Source organism: Mesorhizobium sp. B2-3-4, from assembly GCF_006442315.1.
In the GTDB taxonomy this organism is placed as follows: Bacteria; Pseudomonadota; Alphaproteobacteria; order Rhizobiales; family Rhizobiaceae; genus Mesorhizobium.
Genome location: NZ_VFVY01000018.1, coordinates 119,701 through 142,889, shown reverse-complemented (window position 1 = coordinate 142,889; position 23,189 = coordinate 119,701). Strand labels below are relative to the sequence as shown.

The window sequence follows — 23,189 nt, the reverse complement described above, 5'->3', positions numbered from 1 at the left end:
TTGATCACAAGCCGCCTTCTTGACCATCCCGAGGCCATTGTCGTGACGGACCATCCGCTAGCGGGCATCAGCCCGTCTCATGCGGGCGGGCTTCTAGCCACTTCACCGCGGCTTGTCAATGAAGCTCGAAAGCTGTGGAAAATCGTCGAGCGCCTAGCGGCCGGCGCTGGCCAGCGCCCGTTTCTCGCGCCGGCGCTGCACCGACGAGGGAATATTCATGCCTTCCCGGTACTTGGCGACCGTGCGCCGGGCGATATCGACGCCGCTTTCCCGCAGCATGTCGACGATGGCATCGTCAGAGAGCACATCGACGGGCTTTTCCTCGTCGATCATTTGCTTGATACGGTCGCGCACCGCTTCCGAGGAATGCGCGTCGCCGCCGCCCGAGGCCGCGATCGAGGCGGTGAAGAAATAGCGCAGTTCGAACACGCCGCGCGGAGTGAGCATGTATTTGTTCGCGGTGACCCGGCTGACGGTCGATTCGTGCATGCCGATGGCGTCGGCCACGGTGCGCAGGTTGAGCGGCTTGAGATGGCGCACGCCATGGACCAGGAAAGCATCCTGCTGGCGCACGATTTCCGAGGCCACTTTGAGGATCGTCTTCGCCCGCTGATCGAGGCTGCGCGTCAGCCAGTTGGCGTTCTGCAGGCATTCGGCCAGGAAATCCTTTTCGGCCTGGTTCTTCGCGTGCGGCGAGACCTGGGCGAAATAGATATGATCGACCAGCACGCGCGGCAGCGTTTCGGCGTTGAGTTCGACGGTCCAGCTGCCGTCATTGGCCGCGCGGACCTCGACATCGGCGACGATGGCGTCGCTGGCGCCGCCTGAAAACGCCATGCCCGGCCGCGGATCAAGCGCCCGGATCTCGGCCAGCATGTCGAGCAGATCCTCCTCGTCGACGCCGCAGAGCCGCTTCAGCGTCTGGAAATCGCGCCGCGCCAGGAGTTCCAGATTGGCGATCAGGGCCTCCATCGCCGGGTCGAGCCGGTCGCGGACCGCAAGCTGCAGCGAAAGGCATTCGGCGAGATCGCGCGCGAACAGGCCGGCCGGCTCGAAGGTCTGGCATATGGCCAACACCTTGCGCACGGCCTCGGCGTCGGTGCCCAGGCGCGCGGCGATTTCGGCGATATCAGCCCTGAGATAGCCGGTCTCGTCGAGGCCGTCGGCCAGTTCGCCGGCAATCAGCCGCGCCGCCGGATTGGTGAAGGCGAGCGCTATCTGCTCACCGACATGGTCACGCAGCGTGATCGCGCTTGCCGCCATGTCGCCGGCATCGAGGCCCTCGGACGAGGAGCCGCCACTACCCGAAACACCGCCCGAAGCCGATTTCCATTGCGCCGTCAGGTCGGGTCCGAGCCGCTCGCTGGTGCCGGGATCGTCGGGGAACAGGTTTTCCAGGGACGTATCGAGCTTGTCCGAGATCGCCTCGGCACTCCATTCCGTCTCGTTCTCGAACCAGTCGCCATCGGCCGCCGCTTGCGGCTCCGCGTCGAGCTTCTGCGCCTGGTCGCTCGCGGCGTCGTCCTGCGGCTCGGCACGCTCCAGGAGCGGATTGCGCTCGATCTCCTCGTCGATGAAGTGCTCGAGCTCGGCATGGGTGAACTGCAGCAGCCGAATCGACTGCATCAGCTGCGGCGTCATCACCAGCGACTGCGACTGTCGAAGCTGTAGTTTCGCCGCCAATGCCATGGCCTGGTTTCAAACGCCTCCTGAACGCGTCCGGACTTCCGGAATGAATTTCAAGGCGGGCATAAAAACTGGCCCAGCTTTTGCTTGTCAAGGCAAACCCTAGCAAAACCCGCTTACCGGAGCGTTATCCCGGAGCAAAATCACGGACAAACCGGCCGTCGCGCGCAAAAAGATCGTATCAGGAAACAAATTTCACAGCGAAAGCAGTTCGAGAAGGCGGGTGAAAACGGTTTCCGTCCGGACCGCTTGAAGAACGAGGGTGGGGGCGGCGCGCCGCCCCCGACGGCAAAACCCTCAGAGCGTGAAACCCTCGCCGAGATAAAGTCGCCGCACGTCGGGATTTGCCACCACTTCGTCGGCGCGCCCATGGGTCAGCACCTGGCCGGCATGGATGATATAGGCTCGGTCGATCAGGCCGAGCGTCTCGCGCACATTGTGGTCGGTGATGAGAACACCGATGCCGCGTGCCGTCAGATGACGCACCAGTTGCTGGATATCGGCGACGGCGATCGGGTCGATGCCGGCAAAGGGCTCGTCGAGCAGCATGTAGGCCGGACGTGTCGCCAGCGCGCGCGCGATTTCCAGGCGCCGCCGCTCGCCGCCGGAGAGCGACATGGACGGCGCCTTGCGCAAATGGCTGATGTGAAACTCCTCGAGCAATTCGTCGAGGTTGCGCTCGCGCACCTTGCGGTCCTTTTCGACCACTTCGAGCACGGCGCGGATGTTCTGTTCGACATTGAGGCCGCGGAAGATCGAGGCCTCCTGGGGCAGATAGCCGATGCCCAGGCGCGCGCGGCGGTACATCGGCATCGAGGTGACGTCGAAGCCGTCGATTTCGATCGTGCCTTCATCCACCGGCACCAGGCCGGTAACCATGTAGAAACAGGTCGTCTTGCCGGCACCGTTGGGGCCGAGCAGCCCGACGGCCTCGCCGGCGCGCACACCGAGCGTCACGCCGCTGACGACCTTGCGGCCCTTGTAGCTCTTGGTCAGGCCCTTGGCGATCAAGGTTCCCTTGAACTTCGCCTTGTCGACGGTGACCGTGGCCGGAGCCGAAACCTTGCCCGCGACGCGTCCCGGAAGACGCGCCGTCAGCGATGACAGGCTGGCCATCAGGGGTTCGTCGCTCCCGATTTCGGCGGCGGTGTGATCGACATCTGGACACGCTGGCCGGCGCACGGATCGACCTGGGCCAGCCCGCTCTTCATCTGCACGGTGAGCTTGCAGCCAACCAGGACGTTGTCGTTTTGCGACAGGACGACCTTCTTGCCGGAAAGCACCAGAACCTGGCTCTTCATGTCGAAGCTGCCCTGATCGCCGGTGGCGACCTGCTGATCCGACTTGATGTAGACCTTGTCGGAGATTTCCAGGTGGTCGATGTTGGCCGAACCGGTCATGGCCGCCGCCCCGGCGGCTTCAGCGCCCTTGGCGCCCGCATTGGGATCCTTGACGTAATAGACCATCATCTTGCCGGCCTTCATCAGCGTCGGCCCCTGGACGACGGTGACGTTGCCCGTGAAGATGGCGACACTGTCTGCCTGGTGGACCTCCAGCTTGTCGCTTTCGATCTGGATCGGCTTGTCACCGGCCAGTTTGAGACCCGACACCTGGCTGGTTGCCCCGGACTGGGCCAGCGACGGCGCCAGACCGAGCAGGAACAGCGCCGAGGTTGCGGCCACAAGCCGTGTCGAACTATTGAGCCACATTCGCTTCTTCGCCCTTTGCCTCAGCCGCCTTCAGAACGGCGGGATCGATGTTGACACGTACTTTGTTCTCGAACACCAGGATCTTGCCATTGTCCTGGACCGACATGGAAGCCGCCGTGATCTGCGATCCGCCACGGCTGACATCGACCGGATCATCCGTCTTCATAGTGCCTTTGCCCATGTCGAGGAAGACCGATTTGAACTTGGCTTGCAGGCCGTCCGTCGTTGTGATCGTAACGTCGCTGTTCAGCTTCATCGTATTGCCGTCGCGATCATAGGTACCGCGCGAGGCTTGTATTGCCGCGACATTGTCGGGAGCGATCGGCACCTTGGCGTCTATGCCTTCGAGCTCGATGATGCCTTGCGTGCTGACGTCCTGTATCGCGCGCAACGCCGTCATCGAATAGGGCTGCTTCAGCTTGGTGAACCCGTTGAGCTTAGGATTGGCCATCACCAGCTTGCCGTTGGAAAAGGCGGTTCCTTCCGTCTGCACCGCGACGGAGACCGGCGCGGCAAGATAGGAATAGACGGGAAAGGCGACCGCGATCAACGCCGCGGCCAAGGGCACGGCGAATTTGAGCACGCGGACGCGGCGCGAATGACGCTGGGCGCGGTCGAACGCCTCGCCCCGCGTCCAGCCATCCGCCGGGGGAGCCAACTCCGTCTCCGGGCTGGTCGGTTCATTCGGTCGCGCTAACATGACTGCTTTCTTCTAAAACCCTGCCCCTGGGGCACCGCCTATAGGTGGGACGCCAGCGCCCTCAAGCAAGCACAAGCCGACGAAAACCGCAAAAATGTGACAGCTGCCGTTGCACCAACGAAACCCGGGTCAGCACAACAGCCAGAGCTTCATAGCAGAAATTGACGTTCGTGCGTCTTTTTTCATCACCGAAGTTCTTCCCCCTTACCTTGCGTCCCTCACCCAGGCCAGTCACAAAACTGACAGTACAACGACCCTCGCGCGGATTGCCGCGCCATCTGCGGGACGGAACTGCTTCCCGATGGGGACATCATGGTCTAAAAGCGTGTCTTCCCGCTGACTGTGAGGCTGACGATGGCATTGAGAGCCGACGACCTGATCGACCGCCGCCGCTTGCGGCGCAAGCTGACTTTCTGGCGTGTCGCGGCCATGGGCATCGTCGCACTCGGGGTGATTGCGCTGTCGGCATGGTTCTATCGCGGCGATTTTGGCGGCTCCGCCGTCGACCATATCGCCAAGGTCAGGATCGAGGGCACGATCACCGAGGACGACGAACTGATCAAGCGGCTGGAGACCATCCGCCAGTCGTCGCAGGTCAAAGGCGTGATCCTGGCGATCGACTCGCCTGGCGGCACCACCGTCGGTGGAGAGTCCATCTACGAGGAGGTGCGCAAGCTGGCCGCCGACAAGCCGGTCGTGGCCGAGGTCGGCACGCTCGCTGCATCGGCGGGCTACATGATTGCAAGCGCCGCCGACCATATTGTCGCCCGCAAGACCTCGATCGTCGGCTCGATCGGCGTGCTGATCCAGTATCCTGACGTCAGCGGCCTGATGGACAAGCTCGGCGTCAAGCTGGAAGAGGTGAAATCCTCGCCGCTGAAGGCCTCGCCCTCGCCCTTCAAGCCGACCAATGACGACGAGCGCGCCATGGTCCGCAAGCTCATTCTCGACAGCTACGACTGGTTCGTCGGCATCGTCGCCGAACGCCGCAAGATGACCCGTGAACAGGCGCTGGCGCTCGCCGACGGTTCGATCTTCACCGGCCGCCAGGGTGTTGCCAACGGGCTGATCGACGCCGTCGGCGGCGAGTCCGTGGCGATCGACTGGCTGGCGACCAAGGGGGTCGATGCCAAGCTCAAGGTGGTCGAGTGGAAGGACACCGAACGGCGCGGCGGCTTCCTGTTCTCGAAGGCGATGGCACGCACGATCGCCGGCGCGCTCGGCCTGCCGGATTCCGGCGGCGACGTCATCCATGAACTTGGCGCCGACCGCTTGTTTCTTGACGGTCTCGTTTCCGTCTGGCACCCTTGAGAAGCCGTTTGGGACAGCTCAAAAAAGCAAATAAAATCATCCTGATAATTTTGACCGAACTGCTTTCACGGGGACCCGTCTGATGATCAAGTCCGAACTTGTGCAGATTATTGCAACGCGCAATCCGCATCTTTTCCTGCGCGACGTCGAAAACATCGTCGGCGCGATCTTCGACGAGATCACCGACGCGCTTGCCGAGGGCAACCGGGTCGAACTGCGCGGTTTCGGCGCTTTTTCGGTGAAGAACCGGCCCGCCCGCACTGGCCGCAACCCGCGCACAGGCGAATCCGTCGAGGTCGAGGAGAAATGGGTGCCGTTCTTCAAGACCGGCAAGGAACTGCGTGAAAGGCTGAACGGCGGCAAGTAGGCCTCCCGGCCGCTCGCGACGGAAAACATCATGCTCAATCGCTTCATGCTCATCGTGGTCTTCGTGCCCCTGGCGATCGTCCTGATCGCGCTGGCCGTCGCCAACCGCGAACTCGTCGCCTTCACGCTGGACCCGTTCAACCCCGGCAATCCGAAGCTCACGCTGACCTTGCCGCTGTTCATCTTCCTGTTCCTGGCGCTCGCCATCGGTATGATCGTCGGCAGCCTGGCAACCTGGGTCAAGCAAGGCCGCTATCGCAAACTGGCGCGCCAGCGCGGCGTCGAGGCCGAAAACCTGCGCCAGGCGGTCAGCCGCGCGCCGTCGGCGCCGCAAGGGCCGGTGCTGCCGAAGCCGACCGTTTGAACCGCTTTCCGGCGCGTTTCTTTTCACGGAGTCTTTCATGCTGACCATTTCGGCCGCCGAGGTCGATCGCGCGCTGACCTTTCCTGGATTGGTCGAGACGCTGCGCACGGCATTTCGCGAGGGCGCGGTTCAGCCCGTCAGGCATCATCACGCGGTCGAACGGCCCGACGGGGCCGCGTCGACCTTGCTACTGATGCCGGCCTGGACCGATTTTCACGCCGCTGGCGGTTCGGCCGGCGGTCATATCGGCGTCAAGATCGTCACCGTCTCGCCCGACAACAATGCCATCGGCAAGCCCGCCGTGATGGGGCTCTATCTCCTGCTCGATGGCAGCACCGGCGAACCGGAGGCCCTGATCGATGGCCAGCGGCTGACGCAGTGGCGCACGGCCTGCGCCTCGGCGCTCGCGGCGTCCTATCTCTCGCGCGATGATGCCTCGCGGCTGCTTGTGGTCGGCGCCGGCGCGCTGTCGCCCTTCCTCGCCAAGGCGCACAGCGCGGTACGGCCGATCAAGACCATCCGCATCTGGAACCGCACCCCGGCCAACGCCGAGAAGGTCGCTGCCGATCTGCGCGCCGAGGGTTTCGCGGCGAGCGCGGCGACCGATCTCGACGCCGAGCTTGGCCAAGCCGACATCGTCTCCTCGGCGACGATCACCACTGAGCCGCTGATCAAGGGCGCGCTGCTTCGGCCGGGAACCCATGTCGACCTGGTGGGCGGCTTCACGCCCACGATGCGCGAAAGCGATGACGACGCAATCATGCGCGCCCGCGTCTATGTCGATACCCGCGCCGGCGCCAGCAAGGAGGCCGGCGACATCGTCCAGCCACTGGCATCCGGCGTGCTGAAGCCGGAAGCCATCATTGCCGACCTGCACGAACTGGCGCGCGGCCAGAAGGAAGGCCGCGGCAGCGCCGACGAGATCACGCTGTTCAAGTCGGTCGGCGCCGCGCTCGAGGACCTGGCGGCCGGCATTGCCGTTTACAACGCCCTCAAGAGCTAGCTCGCTGACGCAGCCAATTTGGTGCTCATCGCTTCGGCGATCAGCGAGAAGTCGCCTTCGCTGATCGCAAACAGGCCGAAGCGCAGCTGATAGCCCCAGTTCGATTTGCCTGATGTGAAGTCCAGACGGTCGAGCAAGGGCTTGATCGGCGTTTCCCGTGCCTGCGCCCAATCGACATCACGGCGGTAGGGCGTGAAGCCGCCGCCCATGACGCCTTGATAGGGCTCTCCTTCCCGCACCGTGCCGATCGCCGTGAATGCCTGCAGACCGTCTCTCTCGCCCAAGACGGTGGTCGGTGAATAGTAGACGATGCCATCGCCGGGCCTGACGCGGCGCAGCGGCGCGGCCTTGCCATGGTTGACCTGCATGAAGCCGTCCTTGCGGCCGCGCCGGACATGCTGCGCCGACGCCACCGCGATCCAGCAGGCGTTCATGCCTGCTCTCCATCGTTCAGCCAATATACACGCAGCCGATGATTGTCGGGGTCGAGCGCGACGAAGGTGCGGCCGAAATCCATGTCGGTCGGCGTCTGCAGGATCTTGAGCCCGCGCTTTGCCCAGTCTTCATGGGTGGCATCGACGGCGCCGGGCGTTTCCAGGGCGAAGACGATCTCTCCGCCACCGCCCGCGGCAGCGGCTGCCGGTTCGACCGTATGGCGCGACCACAGCCCGAGCTTGAAGCCGCCATCGAGCACGAACAGCACGAAGGTCGGCGCGCTTTCGACCGGCTCGCGTCCCAGAAGCGCGCTGTAGAAGGCACCGCTTGTCAGCGGCTGGTCGACATAGAGGATGACGAAGTTCGGGCTGGTCATGGCTGATCTCCAAGGGTCGGCGTTTCGATTGGGAGATCCTAGAACAGCCTACTGTCAGATTCTGGCAGCAGCGATCATGAGCCGCGCGGCCTGTCGAGTGTCGCCCGCCATTCCTTGAGCATCGTCTGGCGCCGGCGCGGATAGCGTGTATCGATCGGCTTCAGGTCCGTGATGCGGTCCGTGCGAAAATGCCGGAAATCCTGTCGCGCCTCGCACCATGCCACCACGACCCGCACCTTGTCGAAGAAGCCGAGTGCGAACGGCCACACCACACGTCGTGAAGCAGCGCCGCCGGCGTCGCGGTAGCGGAAGGCGAGCTTGCGTTCATTGCGGATAGCCTGCCTAACCAGGCCGAGATCGATGCTCTCCATGACTTCGGCCGGCGGCCCGACCAGCAGCGTCGAGGCATCGAGGTCGTCACGCAAATCATCCGGCAGCACGGCGGCGATCTTGGCCAGCGCATTGGCGGCGGCGGCCGAAAGACGCCGGTCCGGTTGCTTGGCCACCCAGCGCGAACCGAGCACGATGGCTTCGATCTCCTCGTCGCTGAACATCAGCGGCGGCAGCATGAAGCCGGGTTTGAGCACATAGCCAAGCCCCGCCTCGCCCTCGATGGGCGCGCCTTGCCCCTGCAGCGTGGCGATGTCGCGGTAGAGCGTGCGGATCGAAATGCCAAGTTCGTCGGCCAGCACATGGCCGCTCACCGGCCGGCGATGCCGGCGCAGGCACTGGATGAGGTCAAGCAGGCGTTCCGAACGGGACATCCAACAGATTTGCCCGTTTCCTTGACATTGGTCCATCGCCGACCGACAGCAACCGAAGGCGCCGCGAAAGCGGACTTGGTTGCGAAGCCGGTTGCCCTATGCCAAAAGCGGCCACGCCGCTCGGAGATGCTCCCGCTTGAAGTCTTTTCGCGACAAACGCCGCGACAGCCGCCCGCCCGCGAAAGGCGGTGCGCAGCAGGCGCGTCCGCACGAGCAACGGGGAGCCGCGCGACCTGACCCCAAGCCGCGTGAACAGCGGGAAGTGAAGACTGATGATCGCGCGGAATCGAAATCGGCGCCGCGCAATCTTGCCCGCCGCGACGGCGCCCTGCCGGCCGAACATCTGCCGCTGATCCTCGAAGTGGCGCCGAATGCCGATTACGCGCTGCTCGACAGCGGTGCCGGACAAAAACTCGAACAATACGGCCCCTACCGCATCGTGCGCCCCGAGGGCCAGGCGATCTGGCACAAGGCCTTGCCGGCCAGGGATTGGGAGCGCGCCGACGCCATTTTCACCGGCGATACCGACGAAGAAGGCATCGGCCGCTGGCGGTTTCCCAAGGCGCCGCTCGGCGAGACCTGGCCGATGAAACATGACGGTATCGACTATCTCGGCCGTTTCACCTCGTTTCGCCATGTCGGCGTCTTTCCCGAACAGGCCTCGCATTGGGACCACATGGCGAGCCTGATCGCGGCGGCCAGGCGGCCGGTCAAGGTGCTGAACCTGTTCGGCTATACCGGTCTCGCGTCCCTTGTGGCGGCCCGCGCCGGCGCCGAAGTGACCCATGTCGATGCCTCGAAGAAGGCGATCGGCTGGGCGCGCGAAAACCAGGAAATGGCCGGGCTCGGTTCAAAGCCGATCCGCTGGATCGTCGACGACGCGGTGAAGTTCGCCGAGCGCGAGGAACGTCGCGGCAGCCGCTACGACATCATCCTGTTCGATCCGCCGGCCTATGGTCGCGGTCCCAAGGGAGAAGTCTGGCAATTGTTCGAGGATCTTCCCGACCTGACGGACCTCTGCCGCTCGATCCTGACCCCGAAACCGCTTGCCGTGGTGCTGACGGCCTATTCGATCCGCGCCTCCTTCTTCGCCATCCACGCTCTGATGCGCGACACCTTCGCCGGCATGGGCGGCAAGGTCGAATCGGGGGAGCTGATCATCCGTGAAAAGTCCGCCGGCCGGGCGCTTTCGACCTCACTGTTTTCGCGCTGGGTGGCCTGACATGAACGAACGGCATGCCGGCGCTCCCGGGCAGGTGAAGGAAGTCACCAGCCTCGCCAATCCGCTGGTCAAGGACATCAAGGCGCTCGCCCTGAAGAAATTCCGCGACCAGCAGAACGCCTTCATGGCCGAAGGGTTGAAGCTGGTCATCGACGCGCTCGACCTCGGCTGGCAGATCAGGACGCTTGTGTTCGCCAAGGCAGGACGCGGCAATCCGGCCGTGGAAAGGGTCGCGGCGCGCACGGTCGCCGCCGGCGGCACCGTGCTCGAAGTGTCGGAAAAAGTGCTTGTCGCCATCACCCGCCGCGACAATCCGCAAATGGTGGTCGGCGTCTTCTCGCAGAAATTCCTCGCCCTGAAGGACATCCGTGCCGACAATGGCGATGTCTGGGTGGCGCTCGACCGGGTGCGCGATCCCGGCAATCTCGGCACAGTCATCCGCACCGTCGACGCGGTCGGCGCCAAGGGCGTCATCCTGGTCGGCGAAACCACCGATCCGTTTTCCGTCGAGACGGTGCGCGCTACAATGGGATCGATCTTCGCCGTCCCTGTCGCCAGGGCGACGACCGAGGCATTTCTGGCCTGGCGCGGCGGCTTTTCGGGTCTCGTCGCCGGTACGCATCTGAAAGGCGCGGTCGACTACCGCTCGGTCGATTTCTCCCGCGGGCCGGTGCTGCTGATGATGGGCAACGAACAGCAGGGACTGCCCGAAAGCCTGGCGGCGAGTTGCGACAGGCTGCTCAGGATACCGCAGGCGGGCCGTGCCGATTCACTCAATCTCGCGGTCGCCACCGGTATCATGCTGTTCGAAATCCGGCGCGGCGCGCTGAAACTCGAACCAATCGCGGACCAGTAATGAGGGTTGCCCAATCGTGAAATCATGGTCTCCCTACGCGCTGCTCGTCATCGTCGCGATAGCGCTCGACCAATGGATAAAGACGCTGGTCGAGGCCGGCTTGCCTTTTCAGGAGAAGCTCGACCTGCTTCCGTTCCTAGCGCTGTTTCGCACCTACAACACCGGCATAGCCTTCTCGATGTTCTCCTCCTTCGGCGACACCGGGCTGGTGGTCATCGCCGTGCTGGTCGTCGCTTTCGTGCTCTACCTCGCCACGCGCACCCCACCGGGCCATGTCATCGCCCGCATCGGCTTTGCCCTGATCATCGGCGGCGCATTGGGCAATCTGATCGACCGCGCCGTCTACGGCCACGTCATCGATTACATCCTGTTCCACACGCCGGTCTGGTCCTTTGCCGTCTTCAACCTCGCCGATGCCTTCATTTCCGTGGGCGCGGCACTGGTCGTCTTCGACGAACTCATCGGTTGGCGGCGCGAGTCCAACCCGTCGGACGCCAAGCCTTCGGACGCCAAGCCTTCCAAGGATTGACCCCGGGCGGCCATCGCCGCACAGTCCCCCCAGCAAGTTCGCGGAGAAAACGATGTCCGAAACCTTCAGAGCCATCCTCGTTTCACGCGATGCCGAGAAGAAGCAGTCGGTCGCCGTGACCGATCTCACCGAGGCCGACCTGATGGAGGGCGACGTCACCATCGCGGTCGAGGCAACGACAGTGAACTACAAGGACGGGCTGGCCATATCGGGCAAGGCGCCGGTGATCCGCCGATGGCCGCTGGTACCGGGCATCGATCTCGCCGGTACCGTGATTTCCTCTTCCAATTCCGACTGGCGCAAGGGCGACAAGGTCATCCTCAACGGCTGGGGCGTTGGCGAAACGCATTTCGGCGCCTATGCCGGGCGCGCCCGCGTCAAAGGCGACTGGCTGGTGCCGCTGCCGGAAGGCATGAGCCCGCATGACGCCATGGCGGTCGGCACCGCCGGCTATACCGCCATGCTTTGCGTCATGGCATTGGAACGGCACGGCATCCTGCCCGACCGCGGTCCGGTCGTGGTGACGGGCGCCGCCGGCGGGGTCGGTTCGGTCGCGGTCTCGATCCTGTCCAGTCTCGGCTACCATGTCATTGCCTCGACCGGCCGCAACGCCGAAAGCCCTTATCTGATCAACCTTGGCGCCGCCGAAGTGATATCGCGCGAGGAGCTCAGCCAGCCCGCCAAGCCATTGGCCAAGGAGCGCTGGGCCGGCGGCATCGATTCGGTCGGCAGCCACACGCTGGCCAACGTCCTGTCGATGACCTCCTATGGCGGGGCGGTCGCTGCCTGTGGCCTGGCTGGCGGCATGGATCTGCCGTCGAGCGTGGCGCCCTTCATCCTGCGTGGCGTCTCGCTCCTCGGCATCGATTCGGTGATGGCGCCGAAGGCCGTGCGCCTCGAAGCCTGGCGGCGCATCGGCGCCGATCTCGATGTGGACAAGCTCGCCAGCCTGTCCACGACCATTGGCTTCGACGGCATCATCGGCGCCGCGCACGACATCGTCGAGGGTAAGATCCGCGGCCGCGTCGTCGTCGACATGTGACCCGGCCAGGGGATTTCGGACACGGGGCGGAATTGCCACATCGGCCGGCAAATCCGTCACCGCCAGGGCAAAAACGCCCTATCGCTAAAATTCGAACGATCCGCCGCAATTTTCCATAATCTCTGTCTGGCAAAGGATTTCGCATGATCGCGGAATCCGACAGCCAACAGGCCGACGCTGGCGACGACATCGATGCGGTAGCGGCGCAAGCGCCGGCATCGGCGCGGCGCCTTATCGCCGCGCCGCCGCTGGTGCCCGATCAGCAGCCGGCGAGGCGCGAAGGTCTGCCGTTCCTGACCTTCATGGCAGTCATGGTGCTGGCCGGGCTTTCGTATCTCACCGGAGCCCCGGTTTTCATCAGCCTCGCTTTGCTGGTAACCGGCCTTGCCGGCCTGGCCTTGCATCTCCACGCCAGACGCAGCCTGCGTCGCAGCACGGTGCTGCTCGACGAGACCACCGCGCGCAACCGTGCCGAGATCGAGACGCTGGCCGACCGCATGTGGGAGATGCAGGAAAGCGAGGAGCGCTTCCGCGGTCTCATCGACGCGCTCGGCGATCTCGTCATCCATCGTGACCGCGACGGCTACATCGTCTATGCCAACAAGGTGTTCGCCGACCTCGTGGAACGCGATCCGCGCGACCTTGCCGGCAAGACGCTGGCCGAACTCGGCGTCGAGGTCGGCATCGTTCCCGACGCCGCTTTCTCCGACCATGAGTGCCTGAGTTCCACCGACGTCGCCATCCGCACGCCCGCCGGCCCGCGCTGGTTCTCGTGGATCGAACTGTCGGTGCGCGACAAGGACAGCGGTGCCGTCTCACACCGCGCCATCGCCCGCGATATCACCGCCCGCAAGCGCGCCGAATCGTCGATGATCACGGCGCGCGAGCGGGCCGAGTTCGCAAGCCAGGCCAAGTCGCGTTTCCTCGCCACCGTCAGCCACGAAATCCGCACGCCGATGAACGGCATCATGGGCATGGCCAGGCTGCTCGCAGATACCAGCCTGTCGCCGGAACAGCAGACCTATGTCGGCGCCATTTCGACCTCGGCCAGCGCCTTGCTTGCCCTGATCGAGGACCTGCTCGACTATTCCAAGATCGAGGCCGGGCGCTTCGATCCCGAGCCGCAGCCCATGTCGGTGCGCGAGATCGCCGACAACATCATCGAATTGATGGCCGCGCGCGCTTTCGCCAAGAACATCGGCCTCGGTTGCCATGTCGAACCGGACGTGCCGCAGCTGATCACCGCAGACCCGGGTCGGGTCAGGCAGGTGCTGCTCAACCTCATCGGCAATGCCATCAAGTTCACCGACAATGGCGGCGTGCTGGTCAGCGTCGCGCGCGCCCGCACCGAGACCACGGACCGCATCTGCTTCACCATCGCCGACACCGGTCCCGGCCTGCGCGACGAGGACATGGAGCGCATCTTCGAGGAGTTCGAGCAGGCCGACGGCACCTCGACACGCACGCATGGCGGCGCCGGGCTTGGGCTTGCCATCTCCAAGCGCCTGGTGGCAGCCATGGGCGGCACGATCTCGGTTTCCAGCCGGCTTGGCCAGGGATCGGAATTCGTCTTCGAGATCCCGGCCATATCGGCAACCGAGCCGCCGCAGGGCAGGCTGAACGCGCTTGCCGGCCGGCGCGCCGTGATCCTGTCCAAGAACGCCGTCGAGGCCGACGCCATCGCCCGCACCATCCGCGCCAATGGCGGCGCGGCCGGCATCGCCACCACGGTGGCTCAGGCCGCATCCTTCGCTGAAGGCTGCGACGTGCTGCTGGTCGACGCGGCCATGGAGGAGAGCGACGGAAGGCTGCTCAAGCGGCTTCGCCAGCATGGCTTCTCCGATTGCGAGGCCGTCACGCTGATCGCCCCCACCGACCGCGGCATGCTCGGCGAGTTTCGTGCCAGCGGCTACGCGACATTCCTTGCCAGGCCGGTGCGTGGAGCAACACTCTTGCGTGTCCTTTTGAGCAGCCATGCCCCCGTGCTCGCCCCGCCACAGCCGGAGAAGCGCCGCGCTCCGGCACCGCGCGCCTCCGGCGAACGCCAGCAGGGCCTGTCCGTGCTGATTGCCGAGGACAACGACATCAACGCCATGCTGGCCCGGGCAACGCTGTTGAAGGCCGGCCATCGCGTCAAGGTGGTCGGCAATGGCAAGGCCGCCGTCGAGGCAGTCACCGGCGCCGGGCGTACCCGCCGCTTCGACGTGGTGCTGATGGATTTGCACATGCCGGTCATGGACGGGCTGGATGCCATTGCCGCGATCCGCCGCCATGAGGAGGAGGCCTCCGTGCCGCCGGTGCCGATCATGGTGCTGTCTGCCGATAGCCAGGAAAAGACCCGCCATGCGGTGCTGGCCCACGGCGCCAGCGGCTTCGTCACCAAGCCGCTCGACCCCGACGCGCTGGTCAATGCCGTCGAGGGTCAGGTCGCGGCCTGAGCCGCTTTTTTTGCCGGCGCGTGGCTGATCCGGGCCACCGCAAAATCGTCCTGCTTTCGGCGCGTGCGAACGCAACGCGGCATGCGTCGCGTGACGCAACGTAGCCGGTTGACCGTTTTCCCCAGCCGACGAAGTATTGCCCGCGACGCCGTATCACGGTACTGTCACAATCCTGTTGCACCTACACCGTATCCCCGTGCCAAGAGGGATGGCTCGAAGGAGAATCACTCGTGCATACAGTTATGCCGGAATGTGACACTCGGCCGAACGCCAGCAGCGCCTTGCTCGCCGGACGTAATGTCGATTCCGTCATAAAAGGCGCAGCGCTCGGCCGTATCGGCAATCTCGAAGTGCGGCTTGCCCGCAACGAGGCGGAGATCGCGGCCGCGCAGGAAGTGCGCTACCGCGTCTTCTATGACGAGCTCGGCGCCAGGAAAGACCTGTTCCAGGTGCAGGACCGCCGCGATGCCGACCGGTTCGATCCGCTCTGCGATCACCTGCTTGTCTTCGACAATTCGATTTCCGGTCCCGAACATCGCCGTATCGTCGGCACCTATCGGCTGCTGCGGCAAGAAATCGCGGCTGCGGCAGGAGGCTTCTATTCCGAAGGCGAATTCGAGCTGACCAAGCTCATCGCCCGCCATCCCGGCCAGCGTTTTCTCGAACTTGGCCGTTCCTGCGTTCTGCCCGAATACCGCTCGAAGCGCACCATCGAGGCGCTATGGCAAGGCATCTGGGCCTACATCAATCACTACGAAATCGGCGTGATGACCGGCTGCGCCTCCTTCCACGGCACCGTGCCGGCGGCGCATGCCGAGGCGCTCACCTATCTCGCCCATCACTGCCGCACGAATTCGGCCTGGGACGTGCGCGCCGTGTCCGGGCGCTACTGCCCGATGGACCTGATGCCGATCGAGGCGGTCAACACCAAGGCGGCGATCGCGGCGATGCCGCCTCTGGTCAAGGGCTATCTGCGCGTCGGCGCCCGCATCGGCGACGGTTGCGTCATCGATCGTGAGTTCTCGACCGTCGACGTCTTCGTCGTGATGCCGGTCAAGGAGATCGGCGCCCGCTACGTCAATTATTATGGCGGCGAAGGCCAGCGTTTTGCCGCTTGAAGGCGATCTTTCCGCTGCCCTCGCCACGTTGCGGCGCGCGTCCGCCGGTCTATCGGAAATCGTCGAGACGACATCCTACGGAACGCCGGCACTCAAGGTCGGCAAGAAACTGATCGCGCGGGTCAAGGATGCCGAAACGATCGTCCTGACGTGCCCGCTCGACGAAAAGGAGATGCTGCTGGAAGCAGCGCCTTCAATCTATTTCGAGACTGACCACTATAAGGGGTGGCCGGCGCTGCTGGTGAGACTTGGCGAAATAGCGCCCGATGAACTGCGCCATCGCATCGAGCAGGCCTGGCTCAGGCAGGCGTCGAAGACGCTGATCAAGACCTGGCAGGAAGCCAGGGACTGAATCACGGAATGTCCTCGGGCCGCCTGCCGGGCCGGCTTTTGTAGGATGGAAACGACCAGCCGAATTTGAGGGCCCCACCGCGCACCATCAAGGCGGCCGCAAATCCCGCAAGGCTGGAAACCAGCGACGGCAGGCCGCAAGCGTCCCCGGCCGTGAAGACGCCGGCGCCCACGAGGGCGGCGGTGACATAAATTTCAGGCCTAAGCAGCACGGAAGGTTCACCCGCCAACAGATCGCGAAGGATGCCCCCGAACGTTGCGGTGAGCATACCGGTGATGACCGAGACGACCGGTGAGCCGGTAATCGCCAGCCCCTTGGCCGCGCCCATCACCGAAAAGGCCGCCAGCCCGATCGCATCGAGCCAGAGCAGCCATTTCCAGCGGGATTCGACACGGTGGGCACCAAAGAACACCAGCACCGCGACCGCCGCGCAGATCAGCACGTAGCTGGAGTTGGCAACCCAGAAAACCGGCAGATTGAGGATGACGTCGCGAAGCGTGCCGCCGCCGATGCCGGTAACGCTGGCCAGGAACAGGAAGCCGATAATGTCGAGCTGCTTGCGCGACGCCGCCAACGCCCCTGTCGCCGCGAAGACGGCAACGCCGGCATAATCGAGAAGGGCGATGGGGTTCATGAGATCAGCGAGTAGCGAATAGTGAGTAGGGCAATAGCACGAAGCCGCAGATTAGTATCTGCCCCCTACTCCCTATTCGCTATCATGCATCCTTCTCGGCCTGCTCATTGACCGGCCCGGGTTCGACCGGCGCCTCGGCGGCGATTTTCGGGCCGCCCTTGGCAACGCCGACCATGGCCGGGCGCAGCACCCGCTCGCCGATCGAATAGCCGGGTTGCACCACCTGGACCACGGTGTTGGCCGGGACATCGGGATTGGGCACTTCAAACATCGCCTGGTGGAAATTGGGATCGAACTTCTCGCCTTCGGGGGCAAGTTTCTTGACCCCATGCCGTTCCAGCGCCGACAGCATGGCGCGTTCGGTCAGGTCGACGCCTTCGATCAGCGCCTTGAAGCCGGCATCGCCCGACGCCTTGGCCTCGGCGGGAATGGCGTCCAGCGCGCGGCGCAGATTGTCCGACACCGACAGCATGTCACGGGCGAAATTCGCCACCGCATAGGTGCGCGCGTCGTGAACGTCGCGCGCCGTGCGGCGACGCAGGTTCTCCATCTCGGCCGCGACGCGCAGCGCCCGGTCCTTCAGCTCTTCATTTTCCTTCAGCAGCCGCACAAGCGCTTCATAATCGCCGTCAATGCTGCCTTCCGTGCGCTCGGCATTGGCCTCGGCCGCCTCGGCTTCGCTGGGCGCGCGTTCGTCTTTTGCCTGGTCGCTCATCGCCGTTTCCCGTCATCTCGAATGGTGTGGATTTTGTGCCCGATATCGAGGTTTGGGAGCCAAAAATCAAGGGGTAAGCGACAGCGGGCGCCTTCCGGCAGGTTGGATCGGAGCCAGGCTCGATACTTCGATTTTAAGTCAAATTTTACCTTAACCACCGGCTTTGCTTGCCACGATCGTGTGATGGAGGAACCATTCCCTTGCTGGAGGAGTTTCGAAGCCGACACAGGATTTCTGACATGACGACCAACCACAAAGGTGAAAAGGTGGAACGGCTCGCTGCCGAAATCAGGCGCCAGTTCGGCACCGAGGCGACAAAGCGTTTCTTGCGCACCTTGCCGACCTTTCGCACCGAAACGGACATTCCTGATCGGTTCAGGGACCAGCTTGACCGCCTCGAAAGCATGGGAGCCAGCGCTGCCGCCGGCAGGCGTCGATAGGCCGCGTGACCGGAGCTTCCATCGACCAGGTCCCGTTCATCGCGCGACATTTACACACAGTAATTTCATGTGATTGACGCCTTGCGGGAGCGAGGCGGCTCCGCCTATGCTTCCTGATGAACATGATTTCCCCCGAAGTGGCGGCCAACAGCAAGCGCGCCTGGCTCAAGATTCTGGCGCGCTACAAGAAGCCTGATAGGCGGCGCAGCGCACTTGAACTCGCCATCACCCTCATTCCTTTCGTCACGCTGTGGGCTCTCTCTGCCGCGGCCTATGCTTATGGTCACTGGTGGGGCCTGATCCTCATACTGCCCGCGGCCGGCTTCCTGGTGCGGATTTTCATGATCCAGCACGATTGCGGGCATGGCTCCTTCTTCGCCAATCGCTACGCAGATGACTGGATCGGCCGCGCGCTGGGTATCCTGACGCTGACGCCCTACGATTGCTGGCGGCGTGCCCACGCCGTGCATCATGCCAGCGCCGGCAATCTCGACGAACGCGGCATGGGCGATATCAGGACGCTGACCGTGGCAGAATACCGGCGCATGTCCTGGCGTGGCCGTCTGGCCTACCGGCTCTATCGCCACCCCCTGGTGATGTTCGGTCTCGGGCCGATCTGGCTGTTCATCTTTTCGCAGAGGCTGCCGATCGGCATGATGCGCGGTGGCCTGACGCCCTGGGTATCATCCATGACCACCAATCTCGCCATCGCGCTGGCGGCTGCCCTCCTGATCTGGGCCGTCGGTCCCGGGGCGTTCCTGGTTGTCCATCTGCCGATCGTCATTCTCGCCGGTTCGGCCGGTGTCTGGCTTTTCTACGTCCAGCATCAGTTCGAAGAGACGGAATGGGCTAAGGACGAGGAATGGGAATTCCAGCGTGCCGCCTTGCACGGCTCGTCCTATTACGACCTGCCGCCGCTGCTGAACTGGTTCACCGGCAATATAGGCGTGCATCACGTCCACCACCTCTCCGCCAAGGTGCCCGGCTACCGGCTGCAGGAAGTGTTGCGGGATTATCCCGAGTTGCGCGGCATCGGCCGCGTCACGCTGCTCGACAGCCTGCGCTGCGTCAAACTGGCATTGTGGGACGAAAGCCGCCGCAAGCTGGTATCGTTCCGCGAGGCGCACGCGCCGCTGTAGAACCATCCCAGGAAAAGCATGGCACAGGCTCGAGAGCGGCCGCCGCGCTTCTGACGCGGCGGCCAAAAACGCCCTCCTCAGGCCGCTTTCCGCTCGTCGCGCATCAGGATCTCGCCATGGCGAATTTCCGTGCCGAGCACTTTCAGGCACTCGCGAATAAAGTTGGACAGGCCGGGCCATCCCTTGGCCGACACCAGATTGCCATCGACATGGGCTCCGGTCGGCGCGACATCGATATAGGTGCCGCCGGCCAGCGTGACCTCCGGCTCGCAATAATGAAGCGCCGCCACTTCCCTGCCCCGCACCACGCCGTCCACCGCGATCAGGATCTGCACGCCATGGCAGATGGTGAAGATCGGCTTGCCCGTCTCGTGGAAATGCCGCACCAGCGCCTGCACGCGCTTGTCGATGCGGATGTATTCAGGTCCGCGCCCGCCCGCCGCGTAGACGGCATCGTACTGGGCCGGGTCCACCTCGGAAAACGTCTTGTTGAGAATGTAGTCGTGGCCGAGCTTTTCCGTATAGGTCTGGTGGCCCTCGAAATCATGCAGCGAGGTCTTCAGCACGTCGCCCGCCTTCTTGTCGGGGCAGACGACATGCACGACGTGGCCGACGGCATGCATGGCCTGTTCAAAGACGAAAATCTCATACTCCTCGCTGAACTCGCCAACGAGCATCAATATCTTCCTGCCAGCCATTCCCAGTTCCTCCCTTATTTATTTCGAGCTTAGAAATAATGCCCTTATCCTAAGGGCAGGGAAATCAAAGGGAAAGCACAAATCGTACAATTGGTACGACCAGAATTGGTCAGAAACAGCTGACCGGCGCCCAGAACCTATAATATAGGCCTCAACCCGCGCACCTGGTTCGACCAATTGGGGCGCAACATCCGGTGATTTGCCGTCTCGTCACGTATCGCGAACGCGGCGCCACGAATATTTCGGACCCTTGGTTTCCGGCACCGCGGCCGGCTGATAGTAAAGTCCCAACCCGCCTGTGCGGCCTTCTTCCAGGCGTCTCAACAGCACCGGGTTCGAGATCTCGAACTCGTCGAAACCAAGCCGCAGCATATGCGGCAACGGGTCGACCAGGACCTGACCGGTGGCGCGCAGCGCACCTGTGAAGCGATAGCGGCTGCGCAGCAATTCGGCCTTGGAGAAGGAGCGGCCGTCGCCGAAGGCAGGAAAGGCCAGCGCCACCAGCGACAGCTGGTCGAGCAGGTCGGCAATTTTCTCGAGCTGATCGCCGGGCTGCAGCAAGACACCGAGCCGCTCCTTCGCCGAGCGGCGCACCTCCGGATCGAGATCGAGGAACGCCTGCAGCGGCAGGATGAAGCGGCCGTTACCGGAAAGCGCATCGGCGCTTTCCGCATGGCTCCACTCGTCCTCGCGGAAGCCTGTCGGGGTCCAGAGGCGGGTCTCCGGTGTCGTCGCTTCAGTCATCAAAATTCCTATAGTCCCAGAACTAGAAAGTCCGTCGTGCCGAGCCGGCCGCCTCGGGATCGAGGCCGCCGGTGCAGGTCGGTTGATTGTCAGCATAGCCTAGAGCGAGGCGTCGGTCAGCGACTTCTCCAGCCCCGACAGATGGATGCCGCACTCGGTCTTGGCATGGCCGGCCCAGCGGCCGCTGCGCGCGTCCTCGCCCGGCTGCACCGGCTGTGTACAGGGGAAGCAGCCGATCGACAGGTAGCCATAGGCGACCAGCGGATTTTCGCGCAGCGCGTGCGCGCGCATGTAGTCGGCCTGGTCGGACGTTGTCCAGCGCGCCAGCGGATTGATGCGGATGCGCGGGCCGACCGCCTCGAACACCGGGAGCGCCGCCCGCGTCGAGGCCTGGAAGCGCTTGCGTCCGGTGAACCAGGCGCGGAACGGCGCGACGCCCCTAGCCAGCGGCTCGACCTTGCGCACGTTGCAGCAGGTATCGGTGTCGCTCTGGTGCAGATTGCCCGTCGGGTCGATCCGGTCGAGCGCCGCGTCCTCGGGTTTGATGACCTGGATGTTGGTCAGCCCGAAATCGGCGACCAGCGCGTCACGATAGCCGAGCGTTTCCTCGAAATGCTTGCCGGTGTCGAGGAAGATGACCGGCAGCGTGCGATCGATCTTGGCGATCATGTGCAGCAGCACGGCCGAATCCGCCCCGAAGGACGATACCGCGGCGATTTCGTCGTGAAACAGCTCGCTCGCCGCTCGTTCGATGACCTCGATCGGCTTCAGATGGCCGTAGAGCGCATCGAGCCCTGCCGCCTTGGCGGCAACACCGTCCTCGACCTCGGGAATATGGTCAAGCGGCCTTGGCTTCGCCAGCATAGAGCGCCTCCTTGAACGGCGCGGGACCGACACGGCGGTAGGCGTCGATGAATATTTCCTGCGGGTTGAGCCGGAGGCCGAGATAGGTGTCAACGATCGTCTCGATGGCGTCGGTGATCTCTTCCGACGAGAAGCCGCGGCCGATGATCTCGCCAACCGACGTGTTCTCGTCGGCCGAACCGCCCAGCGTCACCTGATAGAGCTCAGAACCCTTCTTCTCGACGCCGAGGATGCCGATATGACCGACATGGTGGTGGCCGCAGGCATTGATGCAGCCTGAGATCTTCAGCTTCAGTTCGCCGATCTCGCGCTGCCGCTCCAACGAGGCGAAACGCTGCGAGATTTCCTGCGCGATCGGGATCGAGCGTGCCGTCGCCAGCGCGCAATAGTCGAGGCCCGGGCACGAGATGATGTCCGAGATCAGGTTGGAATTGGCCGTCGCCAGCCCGATTTCGGCCAGCGCGTCATAGACCGCCCTCAGGTCGGCGCGCGCCACATGCGGCAGGATCAGGTTCTGCTCGTGGCTGACGCGCAGCTCGTCGAAAGCGTATTTCTCGGCGATGTCGGCGACCGCTTCCATCTGGCTGTCGGTCGCGTCGCCGGGCACCTCGCCGATACCCTTCAGCGAGATCGTCACCGCCGCATAGTCGGGGTGGCGATGCGTCACCACATTCTGGTCGAGCCAGTCGGAAAAGCCCTTGGAATCGAGCCGCGCCAGCTTGACCGCCTGGTCGCCTTCCGGCCGGTCGGCGAGCGCCGGCGGCGCGAAATAGGCCTCGATCGCCCTGATGTCGCCGTCCGGCAGCTTGAGCTCGGCATCCTTCAACTCCTGCCACTCGGCCTCCACCTGGCGGGTGATTTCCTCGACGCCGGTCTCGTGCACCAGGATCTTGATGCGCGCCTTGTACTTGTTGTCGCGGCGGCCGTAGAGGTTGTAAACGCGCAGGATCGCCGTGCAGTAGGACAGAAGGTCGGCTTCCGGCAGGAAGTCGCGGATCTTGCGCGCCACCATCGGCGTGCGGCCCTGGCCGCCGCCGATATAGACGGCAAAGCCAAGCTCGCCGGCGGCGTTCTTCTTCAGGTGCAGGCCGATGTCATGCGTCTGGATGGCGGCGCGGTCGCGCTCGGCGCCGGTCACCGCGATCTTGAACTTTCTCGGCAGGAACGAGAATTCCGGATGCACCGACGACCACTGGCGCAGGATCTCGGCATAGGGGCGCGGATCCGCGACCTCATCGGCGGCGGCGCCGGCGAAATGATCGGCGGTGACGTTGCGGATGCAGTTGCCGCTGGTCTGGATGGCATGCATTTCCACGCTCGCCAGATCGGCCAGGATCGCCGGAATATCCGACAGCGCCGGCCAGTTGAACTGGATGTTCTGGCGCGTGGTGAAGTGGCCGTAGCCCTTGTCGTATTTGCGGGCGATGTGGCCAAGCATGCGCACCTGCTTGCTGTTCAGCGTGCCATAGGGCACGGCGATGCGCAGCATGTAGGCATGCAGCTGCAGGTAGACGCCATTCATCAGCCGCAGCGGCCGGAACTGGTCCTCGGTGATTTCACCGGACAGCCGGCGGTGCACCTGGTCGCTGAACTCGGCGACGCGGGCCTGAACGAAATCGTGGTCGAACTCATCGTAACGGTACATGCTTCGTCTTTCAGGGCGCGTCCGCCCGTAAGTGGTGTC

The 23,189-nt window shown here is 64.0% G+C and carries 26 protein-coding genes; 13 read left to right on the top strand and 13 right to left on the bottom strand.

Annotated elements, in window-relative coordinates:
* Nucleotides 1-153 precede the first annotated feature (153 nt).
* From rpoN to lptC, 4 genes are all read right to left on the bottom strand, one after another.
* Nucleotides 154-1,689: an RNA polymerase factor sigma-54 gene (rpoN, locus tag FJ967_RS24490; RefSeq protein WP_140734613.1), complete on the bottom strand. Its 1,536-nt coding sequence runs from the start codon at nucleotides 1,687-1,689 to the stop codon at nucleotides 154-156.
* A gap of 294 nt (nucleotides 1,690-1,983) precedes the next feature.
* Nucleotides 1,984-2,802, bottom strand: a complete 819-nt coding sequence (gene lptB / locus FJ967_RS24485; protein ID WP_140734611.1) for an LPS export ABC transporter ATP-binding protein — start codon at nucleotides 2,800-2,802, stop codon at nucleotides 1,984-1,986.
* Entirely contained in the window at nucleotides 2,802-3,395 is a 594-nt protein-coding gene (locus FJ967_RS24480; protein WP_140734609.1) for an LptA/OstA family protein, read from the bottom strand. The genes lptB and FJ967_RS24480 overlap by 1 nt, the downstream gene beginning before the upstream one ends.
* A complete protein-coding gene (lptC, locus tag FJ967_RS24475) occupies nucleotides 3,382-4,095 on the bottom strand; it encodes an LPS export ABC transporter periplasmic protein LptC (protein ID WP_140734607.1) in 714 nt (237 codons plus the stop codon). The genes FJ967_RS24480 and lptC overlap by 14 nt, the downstream gene beginning before the upstream one ends.
* A gap of 354 nt (nucleotides 4,096-4,449) precedes the next feature.
* Here lptC and sppA point away from each other — a divergent pair, with 354 nt between their 5' ends.
* From sppA to FJ967_RS24455, 4 genes are all read left to right on the top strand, one after another.
* Complete coding sequence (sppA, locus tag FJ967_RS24470) at nucleotides 4,450-5,406, top strand: signal peptide peptidase SppA (protein WP_140734605.1); 957 nt, start codon at nucleotides 4,450-4,452, stop codon at nucleotides 5,404-5,406.
* A gap of 82 nt (nucleotides 5,407-5,488) precedes the next feature.
* Nucleotides 5,489-5,773: an integration host factor subunit beta gene (locus tag FJ967_RS24465; RefSeq protein ID WP_006200394.1), complete on the top strand. Its 285-nt coding sequence runs from the start codon at nucleotides 5,489-5,491 to the stop codon at nucleotides 5,771-5,773.
* Nucleotides 5,774-5,803: 30 nt separating this feature from the next.
* A complete protein-coding gene (locus FJ967_RS24460; protein WP_140734603.1) occupies nucleotides 5,804-6,136 on the top strand; it encodes a DUF1049 domain-containing protein in 333 nt (110 codons plus the stop codon).
* 37 nt (nucleotides 6,137-6,173) lie between these two features.
* Nucleotides 6,174-7,139: an ornithine cyclodeaminase family protein gene (locus FJ967_RS24455; protein ID WP_140734601.1), complete on the top strand. Its 966-nt coding sequence runs from the start codon at nucleotides 6,174-6,176 to the stop codon at nucleotides 7,137-7,139.
* Here FJ967_RS24455 and FJ967_RS24450 read toward each other — a convergent pair.
* From FJ967_RS24450 to FJ967_RS24440, 3 genes are all read right to left on the bottom strand, one after another.
* A complete protein-coding gene (locus tag FJ967_RS24450) occupies nucleotides 7,136-7,573 on the bottom strand; it encodes an EVE domain-containing protein (protein ID WP_140734599.1) in 438 nt (145 codons plus the stop codon). The genes FJ967_RS24455 and FJ967_RS24450 overlap by 4 nt on opposite strands.
* Nucleotides 7,570-7,950, bottom strand: coding sequence for a VOC family protein (locus FJ967_RS24445; protein ID WP_140734597.1), 381 nt, complete (start codon nucleotides 7,948-7,950; stop codon nucleotides 7,570-7,572). Before FJ967_RS24445 ends, FJ967_RS24450 begins: the two co-directional genes overlap by 4 nt.
* A gap of 74 nt (nucleotides 7,951-8,024) precedes the next feature.
* The gene (locus FJ967_RS24440) at nucleotides 8,025-8,714 is read right to left on the bottom strand and encodes a YafY family protein (RefSeq protein ID WP_140734595.1); all 690 of its coding nucleotides are present in this window, start codon (nucleotides 8,712-8,714) and stop codon (nucleotides 8,025-8,027) included.
* A gap of 136 nt (nucleotides 8,715-8,850) precedes the next feature.
* Here FJ967_RS24440 and FJ967_RS24435 point away from each other — a divergent pair, with 136 nt between their 5' ends.
* The 7 genes from FJ967_RS24435 to FJ967_RS24405 all read left to right on the top strand — a co-directional run bounded on the left by FJ967_RS24435 (nucleotide 8,851) and on the right by FJ967_RS24405 (nucleotide 16,271).
* Complete coding sequence (locus tag FJ967_RS24435; RefSeq protein ID WP_140734593.1) at nucleotides 8,851-9,936, top strand: class I SAM-dependent rRNA methyltransferase; 1,086 nt, start codon at nucleotides 8,851-8,853, stop codon at nucleotides 9,934-9,936.
* Between the two features lies 1 nt (nucleotide 9,937).
* Nucleotides 9,938-10,792, top strand: coding sequence for an RNA methyltransferase (locus tag FJ967_RS24430; RefSeq protein WP_140734591.1), 855 nt, complete (start codon nucleotides 9,938-9,940; stop codon nucleotides 10,790-10,792).
* Between the two features lie 16 nt (nucleotides 10,793-10,808).
* The gene (gene lspA / locus FJ967_RS24425; protein WP_140734589.1) at nucleotides 10,809-11,321 is read left to right on the top strand and encodes a signal peptidase II; all 513 of its coding nucleotides are present in this window, start codon (nucleotides 10,809-10,811) and stop codon (nucleotides 11,319-11,321) included.
* Nucleotides 11,322-11,373: 52 nt separating this feature from the next.
* Entirely contained in the window at nucleotides 11,374-12,363 is a 990-nt protein-coding gene (locus tag FJ967_RS24420; RefSeq protein WP_140734587.1) for an MDR family oxidoreductase, read from the top strand.
* 143 nt (nucleotides 12,364-12,506) lie between these two features.
* Nucleotides 12,507-14,801, top strand: a complete 2,295-nt coding sequence (locus tag FJ967_RS24415; protein ID WP_140734585.1) for a PAS domain-containing hybrid sensor histidine kinase/response regulator — start codon at nucleotides 12,507-12,509, stop codon at nucleotides 14,799-14,801.
* A gap of 242 nt (nucleotides 14,802-15,043) precedes the next feature.
* Nucleotides 15,044-15,919, top strand: a complete 876-nt coding sequence (locus FJ967_RS24410; protein WP_246675373.1) for a GNAT family N-acetyltransferase — start codon at nucleotides 15,044-15,046, stop codon at nucleotides 15,917-15,919.
* Nucleotides 15,909-16,271 carry an MmcQ/YjbR family DNA-binding protein gene (locus tag FJ967_RS24405; RefSeq protein ID WP_246675370.1) on the top strand — a complete coding sequence of 121 codons (363 nt, stop codon included), beginning with the start codon at nucleotides 15,909-15,911 and terminating at the stop codon, nucleotides 16,269-16,271. The genes FJ967_RS24410 and FJ967_RS24405 overlap by 11 nt, the downstream gene beginning before the upstream one ends.
* A 1-nt stretch (nucleotide 16,272) precedes the next feature.
* On the opposite strand, the gene FJ967_RS24400 is transcribed toward FJ967_RS24405, so the two are convergent.
* Both FJ967_RS24400 and grpE read right to left on the bottom strand, forming a co-directional pair.
* Nucleotides 16,273-16,905 carry a trimeric intracellular cation channel family protein gene (locus tag FJ967_RS24400; RefSeq protein ID WP_140734579.1) on the bottom strand — a complete coding sequence of 211 codons (633 nt, stop codon included), beginning with the start codon at nucleotides 16,903-16,905 and terminating at the stop codon, nucleotides 16,273-16,275.
* Nucleotides 16,906-16,987: 82 nt separating this feature from the next.
* Nucleotides 16,988-17,620 (bottom strand): nucleotide exchange factor GrpE, encoded by a 633-nt coding sequence (gene grpE, locus FJ967_RS24395; protein ID WP_010911507.1) that lies wholly within the window; start codon nucleotides 17,618-17,620, stop codon nucleotides 16,988-16,990.
* A gap of 239 nt (nucleotides 17,621-17,859) precedes the next feature.
* Here grpE and FJ967_RS24390 point away from each other — a divergent pair, with 239 nt between their 5' ends.
* Nucleotides 17,860-18,060 (top strand): hypothetical protein, encoded by a 201-nt coding sequence (locus FJ967_RS24390; RefSeq protein WP_140734577.1) that lies wholly within the window; start codon nucleotides 17,860-17,862, stop codon nucleotides 18,058-18,060.
* A gap of 116 nt (nucleotides 18,061-18,176) precedes the next feature.
* Nucleotides 18,177-19,199, top strand: a complete 1,023-nt coding sequence (locus tag FJ967_RS24385) for a fatty acid desaturase (RefSeq protein WP_140734575.1) — start codon at nucleotides 18,177-18,179, stop codon at nucleotides 19,197-19,199.
* 77 nt (nucleotides 19,200-19,276) lie between these two features.
* Here the strand turns inward: FJ967_RS24385 and FJ967_RS24380 are convergent, their stop codons facing one another.
* The 4 genes from FJ967_RS24380 to FJ967_RS24365 form a co-directional block, all read right to left on the bottom strand.
* Nucleotides 19,277-19,897 (bottom strand): DJ-1/PfpI family protein, encoded by a 621-nt coding sequence (locus FJ967_RS24380; protein ID WP_140734573.1) that lies wholly within the window; start codon nucleotides 19,895-19,897, stop codon nucleotides 19,277-19,279.
* A 210-nt stretch (nucleotides 19,898-20,107) separates the two neighbouring features.
* The gene (locus FJ967_RS24375; RefSeq protein ID WP_140734571.1) at nucleotides 20,108-20,641 is read right to left on the bottom strand and encodes a DUF934 domain-containing protein; all 534 of its coding nucleotides are present in this window, start codon (nucleotides 20,639-20,641) and stop codon (nucleotides 20,108-20,110) included.
* A gap of 99 nt (nucleotides 20,642-20,740) precedes the next feature.
* The gene (locus FJ967_RS24370; protein ID WP_140734569.1) at nucleotides 20,741-21,505 is read right to left on the bottom strand and encodes a phosphoadenylyl-sulfate reductase; all 765 of its coding nucleotides are present in this window, start codon (nucleotides 21,503-21,505) and stop codon (nucleotides 20,741-20,743) included.
* Entirely contained in the window at nucleotides 21,480-23,150 is a 1,671-nt protein-coding gene (locus tag FJ967_RS24365; RefSeq protein ID WP_140734567.1) for a nitrite/sulfite reductase, read from the bottom strand. The genes FJ967_RS24370 and FJ967_RS24365 overlap by 26 nt, the downstream gene beginning before the upstream one ends.
* Nucleotides 23,151-23,189 lie beyond the last annotated feature (39 nt).

Coding starts and splice junctions, on each gene's coding strand:
- FJ967_RS24375 (WP_140734571.1), bottom strand. CDS start 20,641: ATGACTGAAGCGACGACACCGGAGACCCGCCTCTGGACCCCGACAGGC.
- FJ967_RS24400 (WP_140734579.1), bottom strand. CDS start 16,905: ATGAACCCCATCGCCCTTCTCGATTATGCCGGCGTTGCCGTCTTCGCG.
- FJ967_RS24480 (WP_140734609.1), bottom strand. CDS start 3,395: ATGTGGCTCAATAGTTCGACACGGCTTGTGGCCGCAACCTCGGCGCTG.
- FJ967_RS24450 (WP_140734599.1), bottom strand. CDS start 7,573: ATGAACGCCTGCTGGATCGCGGTGGCGTCGGCGCAGCATGTCCGGCGC.
- FJ967_RS24420 (WP_140734587.1), top strand. CDS start 11,374: ATGTCCGAAACCTTCAGAGCCATCCTCGTTTCACGCGATGCCGAGAAG.
- FJ967_RS24390 (WP_140734577.1), top strand. CDS start 17,860: ATGACGACCAACCACAAAGGTGAAAAGGTGGAACGGCTCGCTGCCGAA.
- lptB (WP_140734611.1), bottom strand. CDS start 2,802: ATGGCCAGCCTGTCATCGCTGACGGCGCGTCTTCCGGGACGCGTCGCG.
- FJ967_RS24430 (WP_140734591.1), top strand. CDS start 9,938: ATGAACGAACGGCATGCCGGCGCTCCCGGGCAGGTGAAGGAAGTCACC.
- FJ967_RS24385 (WP_140734575.1), top strand. CDS start 18,177: ATGAACATGATTTCCCCCGAAGTGGCGGCCAACAGCAAGCGCGCCTGG.
- FJ967_RS24380 (WP_140734573.1), bottom strand. CDS start 19,897: ATGGCTGGCAGGAAGATATTGATGCTCGTTGGCGAGTTCAGCGAGGAG.
- FJ967_RS24460 (WP_140734603.1), top strand. CDS start 5,804: ATGCTCAATCGCTTCATGCTCATCGTGGTCTTCGTGCCCCTGGCGATC.
- grpE (WP_010911507.1), bottom strand. CDS start 17,620: ATGAGCGACCAGGCAAAAGACGAACGCGCGCCCAGCGAAGCCGAGGCG.
- sppA (WP_140734605.1), top strand. CDS start 4,450: ATGGCATTGAGAGCCGACGACCTGATCGACCGCCGCCGCTTGCGGCGC.
- FJ967_RS24410 (WP_246675373.1), top strand. CDS start 15,044: ATGCCGGAATGTGACACTCGGCCGAACGCCAGCAGCGCCTTGCTCGCC.
- FJ967_RS24415 (WP_140734585.1), top strand. CDS start 12,507: ATGATCGCGGAATCCGACAGCCAACAGGCCGACGCTGGCGACGACATC.
- FJ967_RS24370 (WP_140734569.1), bottom strand. CDS start 21,505: ATGCTGGCGAAGCCAAGGCCGCTTGACCATATTCCCGAGGTCGAGGAC.
- FJ967_RS24440 (WP_140734595.1), bottom strand. CDS start 8,714: ATGTCCCGTTCGGAACGCCTGCTTGACCTCATCCAGTGCCTGCGCCGG.
- rpoN (WP_140734613.1), bottom strand. CDS start 1,689: ATGGCATTGGCGGCGAAACTACAGCTTCGACAGTCGCAGTCGCTGGTG.
- FJ967_RS24465 (WP_006200394.1), top strand. CDS start 5,489: ATGATCAAGTCCGAACTTGTGCAGATTATTGCAACGCGCAATCCGCAT.
- FJ967_RS24455 (WP_140734601.1), top strand. CDS start 6,174: ATGCTGACCATTTCGGCCGCCGAGGTCGATCGCGCGCTGACCTTTCCT.
- FJ967_RS24365 (WP_140734567.1), bottom strand. CDS start 23,150: ATGTACCGTTACGATGAGTTCGACCACGATTTCGTTCAGGCCCGCGTC.
- FJ967_RS24445 (WP_140734597.1), bottom strand. CDS start 7,950: ATGACCAGCCCGAACTTCGTCATCCTCTATGTCGACCAGCCGCTGACA.
- lptC (WP_140734607.1), bottom strand. CDS start 4,095: ATGTTAGCGCGACCGAATGAACCGACCAGCCCGGAGACGGAGTTGGCT.